This window comes from Anaerobacillus sp., assembly GCF_046314235.1.
In the GTDB taxonomy this organism is placed as follows: Bacteria; Bacillota; Bacilli; order Bacillales; family Anaerobacillaceae; genus Anaerobacillus.
Map to the genome: position 1 here is coordinate 316218 of NZ_JBKBWN010000004.1, position 12320 is coordinate 328537.

Here is a 12320-nt window from a genome sequence, read left to right on the forward strand (position 1 = left end):
AATGATTTTACATTAAAGCCCATTCATTTGTTTATTCTATAATAAGAATAGCAAAGAAGGGGTTTTTTTATGAGTTTTTTAAATATTGAAGGAACAAAAATTTATTACGAAGACAGTCTGGCTGGTGAGGAAGTACTCGTTTTTATTCATGGGTTTATTAGTTCATCTATTTGTTGGCGGCCCTTAATTAACGATTTGTCGCAGAGGTTTAGGATCATCGTTTTTGATTTGCCAGGCTTCGGGAAAACTGTCGCAAGCAATTGTTTCAAGTATACCCTAACAAACTACGGGTTAACATTGAATGCTTTTCTCGAAAAACTTGGCATTTTTAAAGCTCATTTAGTTGGTCATTCACTTGGTGCGCAAATTGCTTTACAAGCAGTGCATAGTAAACCAGATTTATACCAGAAGCTATTTTTGATTGCAGCATCTGCCGAAAGAAAACGCCCACCTTGGTTAGCGCGGCTATTCTGTTCCTTTCCATATTTAGATGAAGCTGCTTATCGCTTTTATTTTCAAGACGACCTAGTCAATATCGCTATATCGAAGGTGTTAGCTGGAGGTGTTGGTCTAGAAGAGGATGTATTAAAACCATATATAAATATGTGTAAGAGGCGTGAAGTCGTGAAAGCAGTTTTGAAGCTAGGTAGAGAACGGGAAGACGATATGAGTATTAGGGAGTTGAACAATATTAGTCACCAAACTTACTTACTTTGGGGAAGAGAAGACCAAGTTGTTAGATTAACCGAAGGGGAATTTTTACATACACATTTAAAAAACTCAACCCTAGCAGTTATTGAACATTGCGGTCATCTACCGATGGAAGAATATCCAACGACAGTTCTGCATCATCTATATGCTTTTTTTGAGCCCAATTTTAGTAATGTTCCAAAATAAACTAATAATTATTTATTTTTTTTTATAAATATGTATTGAAAAATCCCTTCATTGTTGTTAAAGTATTGAATAACAATTACTTGAAAAATACACATTAGGACTTGATTGGCTTTTAAAAAGCCATTTTCTTTTGAAAACTTGTGTATAAATATAATAAACAAGGAATTATTATTCACAAATGGAGGAATGAGTAATGGAAAAAAAGAAAGTTGTATTAGCATATTCTGGTGGATTAGACACATCTGTAGCGATCAAATGGTTAGGAGATCAAGGTTATGATGTAATTGCAGTTTGTTTAGATGTCGGTGAAGGCAAGGATCTCGATTTCATTAAACAAAAAGCTTTAACGGTTGGAGCAATTGAATCTTACACTGTCGATGCTACTAAGGAATATGCAGAAGAGTTTGTATTAACTGCCTTACAGGCTCACGCAATGTATGAAGGCAAATACCCATTAGTATCAGCGCTATCTCGCCCTTTAATTTCAAAAAAGTTAGTAGAAATCGCTAATCAAGTTGGGGCAGATGCGGTTGCGCATGGTTGCACTGGAAAAGGGAATGATCAAGTCCGGTTTGAAGTTTCGATACAAGCTCTAAATCCGAACCTAGAAGTATTGGCGCCAGTTCGAGAGTGGGGCTGGAGCCGTGATGAAGAAATCGCATATGCGGTAGAACATAATATTCCAATACCTGTTAATTTAGATAATCCGTATTCTGTAGATCAAAACCTCTGGGGTAGGAGCTGTGAATGTGGTGTGCTGGAAGATCCTTGGGCAACCCCACCAGAAGGAGCTTATGAATTAACAGTTGCTTTAGAGAATACACCTGATGTACCAGAATATGTAGAAATTGGCTTTTGTGAAGGTGTACCAAAGACGTTAAATGGAGAATTGTACGAACTAGATAACCTAATTTTAGAACTTAATAGTATTGCTGGAAAACACGGTGTTGGCCGAATTGATCACGTTGAAAACAGATTGGTAGGGATTAAATCGCGTGAAGTTTACGAGTGTCCAGGAGCTACTACATTATTGAAGGCACACAAAGAACTAGAAGATTTAACACTTACAAAAGAAGTAGCCCATTTTAAGCCAGTCATTGAAAAGAAGATTACAGAAATGATCTATGATGGTTTATGGTTTTCACCGTTAATGCCAGCTCTTCAAGCATTTTTAAAGGATACCCAAAAAACAGTGACAGGAACTGTTCGTGTGAAGCTTTTTAAAGGGCATGCCATAGTGGAAGGGCGTAAGTCTGAGTTTTCTTTATATGATGAAAAACTTGCAACATACTCTTCTGATGATGAATTTGACCACAGTGCAGCAGTTGGATTTATAAAGCTTTGGGGATTGCCAACAAAGGTTCATAGCATGGTATCGAAGAAAGGAGTAAATCAACTGTGACAGCTAAACTTTGGGGTGGAAGATTTACAAAGAGAGCGGAAAGTTGGGTAGATGCCTTTGGGGCATCCATTGGCTTTGATCATCAACTAGTAAAAGAAGATATTCAAGGGAGTCTCGCTCACATCAAGATGCTAGGAAAATGTGGCATTGTTCCAGAAGCGGATGTAGAAAAAATAATCGCAGGACTTGCGATCATCCAAGAAAAAGCTGAAAAAGGTCAATTAGAATATAACGTTCAAAATGAGGATATTCATTTAAATATTGAAAAATTTTTAATTGATGAAATTGGTGAAGTCGGTGGAAAGTTACACACTGGTAGAAGTCGTAACGACCAAGTTGCAACAGATATGCATCTTTACCTCCGAACTCAAGTAAAAGAAATTATGGAATCAATTAAACACTTACAAGAGGCAATTCTTGAACAAGGGAAGCAACATGTAGAGACCATTCTTCCGGGTTATACTCATTTACAAAGGGCTCAACCAGTTTCTTTTGCTCATCATTTAATGACCTATTTCTGGATGCTAGAACGAGACTATGAGCGTTATTCTGATAGTTTAAAGCGGATTAATATTTCCCCACTAGGTGCAGGTGCATTGGCAGGGACTACATTCCCAATTGATCGTGATTATACAGCAGAATTACTAGGCTTCGACGGTATTTATGAAAACAGTATGGATGCCGTTAGTGATCGTGACTTTATTGTAGAATTTCTAAGCAATTCTGCGATGGTGATGATGCACTTATCGCGTTTTTGTGAAGAACTTATTTTATGGTCTAGCCAAGAATTTCAATTTGTAGAAATTGATGATGCTTTTGCTACAGGAAGTAGCATTATGCCACAAAAGAAAAATCCAGATATGGCTGAATTAATTCGTGGGAAAACGGGTCGTGTATATGGTAACCTTTTCTCGTTACTAACAGTACTAAAAGGATTACCGTTAGCTTATAACAAAGACATGCAAGAAGATAAAGAAGGTATGTTTGATACAGTTCATACAGTAAAAGGAAGTTTGCAGATTTTTGCTGGAATGATTGAAACAATGAAAGTTTTAGGTGGGAATATGGAAAAAGCCACTAATGAAGATTTCTCAAATGCTACTGAACTTGCAGATTACCTTGCAACAAAAGGGATGCCATTCCGTGCTGCTCATGAAGTAGTTGGAAAGTTAGTTCTTCATTGCATAGAAAATGGTAAGTTTTTGTTAGACGTAACAATGGAGGAATTTATAGCTGCAAGCACCTTATTTGGGGATGACATTTATGATGTACTTAAGCCAAAAACGGTTGTTGACAGACGTAATAGTTCAGGTGGAACTGGCTTTATGCAAGTAAAAGCAGCAATTAAGAAAGCAGAGAGTATCATTACAAAAGAATAAAGAAAAAATTGAGGCTGTCCCTAAGTGTCAGTGTACCTTGAGTCATACTATAGATAGAAGTGTATGTTTGTACAAAATCTATTTATAGTTGGCGAGGTGATGATACTTATGTTTGGGGCAGTCTCAATTTTTATGTTAAGCGATTGATCAAGGTAGTTCTTACTTCTATAGAAGCGTCTTATTAATTGCGGACGATAAGTACATCACATTTGGCGCTTCTTGCAATATACTCCGAGACACTTCCAATCAGAAGGCGTTCTACAGCGTTTAGGCCAGTAGCACCTGTAATAATCAAATCTACAGCATATTTCTTGGCTATATCCTTTGATACTTTTACTTTCGGAGAGCCAAAATCTAAGACACAAATAGCTTCAACCCCCGCTTTTTCTACTTCAGCTTTGTATTCAGAAAGCATGTCCTTTGCGTATTCCTCTGCGCGCGTCACGATAGCTCTGTCGTATTGTTCTACTGTTGCAAAAGTTCTTGTATCAACAATATGAGTGATAAAAATTCTCGCATGATCTTTTTTGGCAACATCAATTGCTTTTACTAATGCCTTTTTTGATTCGTTTGAACCATCAACTGCTACTAAAATATTTGAGTAGTTTTTTTCCATGAGATCCACTCCTCATATCATAATAAGTAAGCCCTTACAAATTAAGTATATCATGAATATATTGTAAAGTTTAAAGAAGATTTCATAAATAGTGAATGAATGATGAAAAATATCTGCATGATATGAATGGAGGTGTTACGATGAAAAAAGAAAATTTTCATAATACAATTTTCGATGAAGATGGCGATGCAATTGTTAGACAACAATTGTTGGATTCTTATTACGAAGGTACAACTGATACGAATAAAAATGATGAAAATGAACGTCAAGACACTCACTAGACCACTGCCTTCCTTGGTATTTTCTTACCAAGGTTTTTTCATTTTTTCTTTTTCAATAGAGTGAATTTCATAATTACCTTAATCGAGCTATACCAATATAAATGTAGTTGCGAATGGTTTCTACGCAATTACATTTAGAACTTAGTAGCGAAAATAAGAATTATGAAACTCATAAAATAGAATAGAATTATTTTATAAGCATTCTTTTTTACTTTGAATTTACATAACACTATAATAGTGGGTAAAAGGATGTGGATTAAGGCGTTGTTGCGCCTTCTATTGGGAAGGAGAAATTTTCTATGCGTCATGTTTTAATAACGGCGGGAACGAAGGGGTTAGGAAAAAAAGTTACCGAAGGCTTATTAGAAGATGGTTACAAGGTTTCGATTAGTTACCGTAGCGACGAGGATGCCGTTAAACAATTGGCGTTAGAATGGGAAAAGTATCATGGGTTGTTTCAATTTATTCGTGCAGATGTGACCAGGAAGGCTGATCTTAATGATCTTGTTGATTGTGCTGTAAAGTCGTTCGGAAACATTCACATCTTAATAAACAATGCAGGTCCCTATGTTTTTCAACGGAAAAAGTTACTAGATTATAGCGAAAATGAATGGTATGAAATGTTAGAAGGTAATTTAAGCAGTGTCTTTCACTTAGCAAAGAAAATCATTCCAATGATGCGCGAGGAGAAATTTGGACGAATCGTCACCTTTGGGTTCCAAGGCGCAGAAGGGAGCCCAGGTTGGCTTTATCGTTCAGCTTTTGCGGCAGCGAAAGTTGGTCTAGTATCTCTTACAAAAACGATTGCCATCGAAGAAGCGGAAAATGGTGTGACTGCTAATATGGTTTGTCCCGGTAATATTGTCGGCGAGATGAAAGAGGCTTCAATTTCGATGGCAAGACAATTTTACGATAAGAACACCCCTGTTGGAAGATCTGGTACAGGGGAAGATATTGGCCGTGTTGTAAGGTTCCTTTGCCATGAAGATTCCGATATGATTACTGGCACAGTCATCGAGGTCACTGGAGGCGTCGATGTATTGCATCGTTTCCGTTAATTATAAATAAATAATTAGTATCATTCACTATTCCCTCTAAATGTTCGGTTAAAGTATAAAACATCCATTATTTACTAATAGTAATTAATGAGGTGATAACTATGACAAAAAAATGCTTCGTGCCGATAGTGTTGATTTTTAGTTTGCTGTTAATACCGTCACAAAGTCATGCTCTAAACTTAATGGAGAGCTTCTTTTTAAAGATTACAGTCCATGAAAATAATATTGAGTATCAATGGGAATATTCAAGTCCTGGTGACTATGAGTATGAAAAAGGGGAAAAAGTGATAAAAACCGAGGAAGCAAAACAAGAGATGCTTACCATTGTTAAACAATTAGAGTTGTCTAAAGAAGCAAAAGTTGAAGAAATGGTAGAAAGATTAAAGCAAGAACGTTTCCCACAATTAGAGCGGCTAGATATCCGTTGGATGACTGGGGATAACAAACTATACACTTGGGTTTGGGATAAAGAAAAGTAATGGAAAAATCAATGTTAATGGTGGAGGCATCTAGTATGCCTCCACCATTAACATGTTTTTTATTCGTAAGCATTAAGATTAGACAATCATTAGTTCTTTAGGATAATTCGTTAAACTTCTATAACCTTGTTTCGTAATAACAATATCATCCTCAATACGAACTCCGCCAATACTAGGTACATAAATACCTGGTTCTACAGTAAATACTGCCCCTTCTTGAAGTACATCATTGTTGTTTTCACTCATTGATGGAAATTCATGAACCTCAATTCCAAGACCGTGTCCGATTCTGTGTGGGAAATATTGTCCAAAACCGGCATTCGTAATGAAATTCCTCGCCGCTAAATCAATGTCACCAATTCTTGTGCCAATTTTACAGACTGCTAATGCTTGAAGCTGTGCTTTGAAAACCGTCTCGTATATTTCTCGTTGTTTTTCACTTACTTCCTGATAAGCGACAGTTCTAGTAATATCAGAACAATATCCTTCTAAAACAACACCAAGGTCAAATAATACAAAGTCACCACGACTAATTTCTCTAAGCCCTGGGTTTCCGTGAGGGTCAGCGGTTTTTGTACCTGTTAGTACCATCGTTGAAAATGACATTTCTCGAATACCTTTTCGTTTTAGCTCATATTCAATTAAAGCTAAAACATCCATTTCGGTTTTACCAGCTTTAATTGCATGAACTCCAACTTCAACACCAAAGTCTGCTAGTTCTGCTGCTTGCTTTAAAATCGCTAATTCATTGTCATCTTTTATTAGACGTAAGGAATATAATTTTTCTTCAACAGATGTTAATGTTACTTCTTGGTACATGTTTGACAAGGCATTTGCCCTCGTATAGGAGATATGCTCTTTCTCAATTGCTATCGAGTTGGCAACTGATAACTGCTTTTTTAGGCGTTCTTCTAGCAATATCCAAGGATTTTCAGAATCATTGTAGCTAATGATTTCATACTCCCAGCCAGCTTGTTTCGCTTGAGCTCGTTCCATATTGGGGCATATCATAATGGGTTCAGATGTTGGAAACACAATAATCCCTACTAAACGCTCGTGCGGTTCTGTATAGAATTGTGATAAATAAAAGACATTGGCTTTTGTTTGGATAAAGGCAAAATCATAGTTCTTTTCATCTAGCCAGTTCATTAATCCTGTTAACCTCTTATTCATTACATCACTTCCTAATTTTAAAAATAGTATGTGTTCACTTTACCATTTTCCATTTCATTTGTTAAATGATAGTTATGTTCAAGCCTTTTGTTCATATAAAAACAAGTAGGTATGATAAAATTATTTCATAAACTAATAATTGTGGGAGTGGGACATGAAACAATTCTTTGATTATATTATGCTAACAATGGGCTCTATTATCGTTGCAGTTGGCTTAGAATTAATTTTGGCGCCTAATGGCCTTGTTGATGGTGGTGTCACGGCTCTGTCTATTATGGCAAATCGGCTGTGGGAGGTTCCTATATGGGCAATATTCATGCTACTAAATTTCCCTACCCTTATTTTTTCGGCAAAGTATATGGGGAAAAAGTTCGTCATTCGCACAATCTACGCAAATATTGTCACATCAATAGCATTAATTTTGCTAGCCCCTATGCCTGCCATTACATCATCTGAAGTATTAATTGTCCTTTATGGTGGTCTTTTACTTGGAACAGGTGTCGGACTTGTTGTAAAAGCTGGTGGAGCAGTCGACGGAACAGAAATGCTGGCGATTTTTGTGAATAAGCGTTACAACATTCCGATTAGTACTTTTCTGTTGGCAATTAATGCTGTTATTTTAGCCGGAGCAGCTTTTGTGTTTACTTTAGAAAAAGCAATGTTTTCAATCGCCATTTTTTACATCGTTTCAAAGCTTATTGACTTTATCCTAGATGGAATAAACCAAGGGAAATCAGTAATGATCATATCTGACAAACCAGAGGAAGTAGCAGCTAGTCTAATGAGTGATTTAGATGCGCAAATTACATTTTTATATGGGCAAGGTGGGTTTACGAAAGAGGAAAGAAAACTTATTTACTGTATAACAAACCGTTTTATGTATCCTAAATTAAAAGATGTTGTTTTAACAATTGATCCAAGTGCAGTACTTGAAGCTTCCTATGTATCTGAAACTGCTGGAGTGAAGAAAGCTTCTTTGTTTCAGTCAAATACTTAGAAATACAGGGGATTTAATGTTTTAAGTCGTAATAGAATGGTGAATATATGTTATAAAAATATCATTTAGAGGTGATTTTTTATGAAGGTAACTTATCATGGTCATTCTGTAGTTTTAATTGAGTCAAACGGAAAAAGCCTTATTATTGACCCCTTTCTGACTGGAAACGGACAAACGAAGATAAAGGCGGATGAGTTAAATGTTGACTATATCCTTTTAACACATGGCCATAACGATCATGTAGGTGATACTGTCCACTTAGCAAAACAAAATAATGCAACTGTTATAGCACCTTTTGAGCTTGCTACCTATTTAAGTTGGCAAGGTGTTAATACTCACGCCATGCATATTGGTGGGGCTTTTCAATTTGACATTGGGAGAGTAAAACTAACACAAGCTATTCATGGTTCTGCCTATGTAGATGAGGATGCAAAGAAAATTGTCTATACTGGTATGCCAGCAGGCATTCTTTTTACAGCTGAAGGAAAAACGATCTATCACGCTGGTGATACGGGCTTGTTCTCTGATATGAAGCTATTCGGGGAGAGGGAGAAGATTGATGTAGCGTTTTTGCCAATCGGTGATAATTTTACTATGGGCCCTAATGATGCAGTAGTCGCTGCATCCTGGTTAAAGGCTAAGGTTGTAATTCCAATTCATTACAATACTTTCCCTGTAATTGAGCAAGACCCACATGCCTTCGTTTCAATGTTATCAAAGGAAACCGAAGGGAAGGTACTTGGTTCTGGTGAAGTGCTAGAACTATAATTTTTAATTTGAGGACTGTTCAAAGTGATAATGTCATACTTTGAATTGTCCTTTTTCTTTGTTTAAGTATAGGAAGATGACTTTAGGGGGAGTACGAAATTTTAACTTAAATGCTATCAAAATTCATCATTCTTAAATTGTCGCATATACTGCAATAAGACAACCTATTTTGGAGGTAGTATGATGCGTAGAAACCGACTATTGCTTTGTTTTTTATTAGGGATAGCTATTGTTTTTTATGGAGTTCCTTATTTGAACTTCCAAAGTGATCTGAAAGCAATGCTTTTTTCAGGGGCGTGGATCTTTTTTGCACTACTGGCTATTAGTGGAAATATGGTTGCGTTGATGTATGGAAAAAGAGTTAACCGAAGTGCAACAATGAACAAAAAACTGGTGTCACAAAGAAAACAAAAAGTACGACAATATAGTTAATTGCCTTGAAATCAAGCTCTCTCATCTATATACTTGTATTAGTACAGTAAAGATAAAGTATAAATACAGAATGAAAGTGGGGAGCTTGGTGACTAAGCATGAACAAATATTACAACATATTCAATCTCTTGAAGTTGGCTATAAAATATCAGTAAGGCAAATTGCTAAAGCACTATCTGTTAGTGAAGGTACGGCCTATCGAGCAATTAAGGATGCTGAAAATCAAGGGTTAGTAAGTACAATTGAACGTGTTGGAACAATCCGCATTGAAAAGAAGCAAAAGGAAAATTTCGAAAAAATTACTTTTGCTGAAGTTGTTAATATTGTTGATGGACAAGTATTAGGTGGGAGAGATGGGTTACATAAAACGTTAAGTAAATTTGTCATTGGTGCGATGAAAGCAGAGGCAATGATGCGTTATGTTGAGGCAGGAAATTTACTCATCGTCGGTAACAGAAATCAAGTCCATAAAATGGCGTTGCAAGCTGGCGCGGCAGTTCTTCTTACTGGAGGCTTTGATACATCAGAAGAAGTGAAGCGGTTGGCTGATGAGCTTAATTTACCAATCATTTCGACTTCTTACGATACATTTACAGTTGCAACAATGATTAACAGAGCCATTTATGACCAATTAATAAAAAAAGAGATCATTCTTGTAGATGATATATATATTAAGCTAGAGGATACATACTTTTTAAGAACGACTGACAAGGTAGAGCGTTGGTTTGCTTTTAATAATGACACAGGTCATAGTCGTTACCCAGTTGTCGATGACAACATGAAGATCCAAGGAATGGTTACATCTAAAGATGTAATGGGGGTCGATAAACATTTAGAAATTGAAAAAGTAATGACAAAAAGTCCTCTTTCGGTTAACGGGCAGACGTCAGTTGCTTCTGCAGCACACTTAATGGTTTGGGAAGGTATAGAACAGCTTCCAGTCGTTGATAATTATAAAAAATTAGTAGGTGTCATTAGTCGTCAAGATGTTTTGAAAGCATTGCAAATGAATCAACGTCAGCCCCATGTCGGTGAAACGATCGAAGACTTAGTAACTAGTCGTTTTGAAGATGCTTCGATTGGTAACGAAGTATGTTATCGTTGCGAAGTAACACCACAAATGACCAACCATTTAGGGACGATATCGTATGGAGTATTTACAACAATCGTTACTGAAGCTGGAAGCAGAGCTTTACGTTTCCATAAAAAAGGTGATTTAGTTGTTGAAAATATCACATTGTATTTTATTAAACCAGTGCAAATTGATAGTACGATTGAGATTTTCCCACGAGTTTTGGAGATCGGAAGAAAGTTTGGTAAGGTGGATGTTGAGATTTTCCATGAAGGAACAATTGCTGGAAAAGCTTTACTAATGGCGCAAATTATAGATAGATAAGAAAAGCACAAGGCGCCTGAAGCTAGACATCAAGTACTAAAAACGCATATTCTTTGTATAGAAGATAAATTTGGTGACCGTGGTTCTTGAACGAGCCTCTGAGATTTGATAAAAGCTCACAGCGAAGAGAAAGAAGCGCGGTAACCAATTACTTAATAGATGGTGACGGTAAGGAGAGAAAATTAATGAAGACGAAAATAATAGAAACCGTTGAGAACTACCAAAAAATTATTATCCATCGCCATGTTCGACCTGACCCGGATGCTCTAGGATCACAAGCTGGTTTGGCTTATTTAATAAAAGAACATTATCCTGATAAGGATATTTATGTGGTTGGTGATGAAGAACCATCACTTCAGTTTATCGTTAAGATGGATGAGGTGACTGACGATATATTTAAAGATGCCTTAATAATTATCTGTGATACAGCAAATGTAGAACGGATTAGTGATGATAGGTATATAACTGGGCACAAAATTATTAAAATTGATCATCATCCCAACGAAGATCCTTACGGTGATATCCTCTGGGTTGACACTCGTGCCAGCTCTGTTAGTGAAATGATCTATGAGCTCTATGAAGAATGGCATGACCTCAAAGGCATGGAAATGACAGTTGATGCTGCGAGGTGCTTATTTGCTGGTATTGTTGGTGACACAGGTAGATTTCGTTATCCCAACACAACTGAGCGTACATTTCGCTATGTCAGTGAACTGATTAAACAACCGTTCTCGCCAATTGAGCTTTATGAACCGATGGAACGAAAAAGCTTACAAGACGCAAGACTTCAAGGCTATATTTTAAATAATTTCCAATTTTTAGAACATGGTGTAGGAGCCATTAATTTAACACACGCACTACTTCAGGAATATGAAGTAAGTCCAAGTGATGCTTCTAGGCTTGTGAACACATTTGCGAATGTAGAAGGTTTAAAAGCTTGGGTTTTCTTTGTAGAAGAACCAGATCAACTTATTAGAGTTCGCCTACGATCAAAAGGGCCAACGATAAATGGGCTAGCCCAACAATTCAATGGTGGTGGTCACCCATTGGCTGCAGGAGCTTCGGTTCATTCTTGGAAAGAGACTGAAGATGTGTTAGCGAAGTTACAAGAAATATGTCGCAATGCTTAAAAAAGACAGGACAAAAAGAAAAAGAGTAATGTAGACCTAGGCTACATTACTTTTTTTTGTGGTATAAACCAAAAACCAATATCAGTGGAATCTTCATACACTGGAATCCCAAGCTTCTCTAATTCTTTCTTCATGTAGAGGGCAATCTCTTTGGATTCAGTGAAAGCAGAGTATCCAGCTTTAATTTGTTCAACTTTTGACCGTGCAATTCTTTTGCGACTAATTATCAATGGAAACCCTCCCCAAACAATTAATTACATGTTCATTATACATGATTTTTTTAAAAAAAGTGTTTGTCTTTTTAAAAATTCA

General features: G+C 36.6%; 14 protein-coding genes. 11 read left to right on the plus strand and 3 right to left on the minus strand.

The genetic code is table 11. The annotated features are described in order from the left end of the window. Positions 1–69 precede the first annotated feature (69 nt). The 3 genes from ACK4M9_RS07605 to argH all read left to right on the plus strand — a co-directional run bounded on the left by ACK4M9_RS07605 (position 70) and on the right by argH (position 3678). Positions 70–897 carry an alpha/beta fold hydrolase gene (locus tag ACK4M9_RS07605; protein WP_409849035.1) on the plus strand — a complete coding sequence of 276 codons (828 nt, stop codon included), beginning with the start codon at positions 70–72 and terminating at the stop codon, positions 895–897. Positions 898–1090: 193 nt separating this feature from the next. Continuing rightward, positions 1091–2299, plus strand: coding sequence for an argininosuccinate synthase (locus ACK4M9_RS07610; protein WP_409849037.1), 1209 nt, complete (start codon positions 1091–1093; stop codon positions 2297–2299). Then, entirely contained in the window at positions 2296–3678 is a 1383-nt protein-coding gene (gene argH, locus ACK4M9_RS07615) for an argininosuccinate lyase (protein WP_409849039.1), read from the plus strand. Before ACK4M9_RS07610 ends, argH begins: the two co-directional genes overlap by 4 nt. A 181-nt stretch (positions 3679–3859) precedes the next feature. On the opposite strand, the gene ACK4M9_RS07620 is transcribed toward argH, so the two are convergent. Further along, positions 3860–4294: a universal stress protein gene (locus ACK4M9_RS07620; RefSeq protein ID WP_409849041.1), complete on the minus strand. Its 435-nt coding sequence runs from the start codon at positions 4292–4294 to the stop codon at positions 3860–3862. A 140-nt stretch (positions 4295–4434) separates the two neighbouring features. Here ACK4M9_RS07620 and ACK4M9_RS07625 point away from each other — a divergent pair, with 140 nt between their 5' ends. The 3 genes from ACK4M9_RS07625 (at position 4435) to ACK4M9_RS07635 (ending at position 6112) form a co-directional block, all read left to right on the plus strand. Beyond that, on the plus strand, positions 4435–4575 hold the full coding sequence (locus ACK4M9_RS07625; RefSeq protein ID WP_409849043.1) for a hypothetical protein: 141 nt from the start codon (positions 4435–4437) through the stop codon (positions 4573–4575). Between the two features lie 299 nt (positions 4576–4874). After that, positions 4875–5633 carry an SDR family oxidoreductase gene (locus ACK4M9_RS07630; RefSeq protein ID WP_409849045.1) on the plus strand — a complete coding sequence of 253 codons (759 nt, stop codon included), beginning with the start codon at positions 4875–4877 and terminating at the stop codon, positions 5631–5633. A 101-nt stretch (positions 5634–5734) separates the two neighbouring features. Beyond that, entirely contained in the window at positions 5735–6112 is a 378-nt protein-coding gene (locus tag ACK4M9_RS07635) for a hypothetical protein (RefSeq protein ID WP_409849047.1), read from the plus strand. Positions 6113–6190: 78 nt separating this feature from the next. On the opposite strand, the gene ACK4M9_RS07640 is transcribed toward ACK4M9_RS07635, so the two are convergent. Continuing rightward, positions 6191–7285, minus strand: a complete 1095-nt coding sequence (locus ACK4M9_RS07640; protein WP_409849049.1) for a M24 family metallopeptidase — start codon at positions 7283–7285, stop codon at positions 6191–6193. Between the two features lie 154 nt (positions 7286–7439). Between ACK4M9_RS07640 and ACK4M9_RS07645 the strand changes: the two genes are divergently transcribed. The 5 genes from ACK4M9_RS07645 (at position 7440) to ACK4M9_RS07665 (ending at position 12008) form a co-directional block, all read left to right on the plus strand. Next, positions 7440–8282: a YitT family protein gene (locus ACK4M9_RS07645; RefSeq protein ID WP_409849051.1), complete on the plus strand. Its 843-nt coding sequence runs from the start codon at positions 7440–7442 to the stop codon at positions 8280–8282. Positions 8283–8363: 81 nt separating this feature from the next. Next, positions 8364–9050, plus strand: coding sequence for a metal-dependent hydrolase (locus ACK4M9_RS07650; RefSeq protein ID WP_409849053.1), 687 nt, complete (start codon positions 8364–8366; stop codon positions 9048–9050). Positions 9051–9230: 180 nt separating this feature from the next. Next, complete coding sequence (locus ACK4M9_RS07655; RefSeq protein WP_409849055.1) at positions 9231–9482, plus strand: hypothetical protein; 252 nt, start codon at positions 9231–9233, stop codon at positions 9480–9482. A 70-nt stretch (positions 9483–9552) separates the two neighbouring features. Next, positions 9553–10878: a DRTGG domain-containing protein gene (locus ACK4M9_RS07660; RefSeq protein WP_409849057.1), complete on the plus strand. Its 1326-nt coding sequence runs from the start codon at positions 9553–9555 to the stop codon at positions 10876–10878. Positions 10879–11063: 185 nt separating this feature from the next. Continuing rightward, complete coding sequence (locus ACK4M9_RS07665; protein ID WP_409849059.1) at positions 11064–12008, plus strand: DHH family phosphoesterase; 945 nt, start codon at positions 11064–11066, stop codon at positions 12006–12008. Between the two features lie 41 nt (positions 12009–12049). Here ACK4M9_RS07665 and ACK4M9_RS07670 read toward each other — a convergent pair whose 3' ends face one another. Then, entirely contained in the window at positions 12050–12238 is a 189-nt protein-coding gene (locus ACK4M9_RS07670) for a YtzJ family protein (protein WP_409849061.1), read from the minus strand. Between the last annotated feature and the right edge of the window lie 82 nt (positions 12239–12320).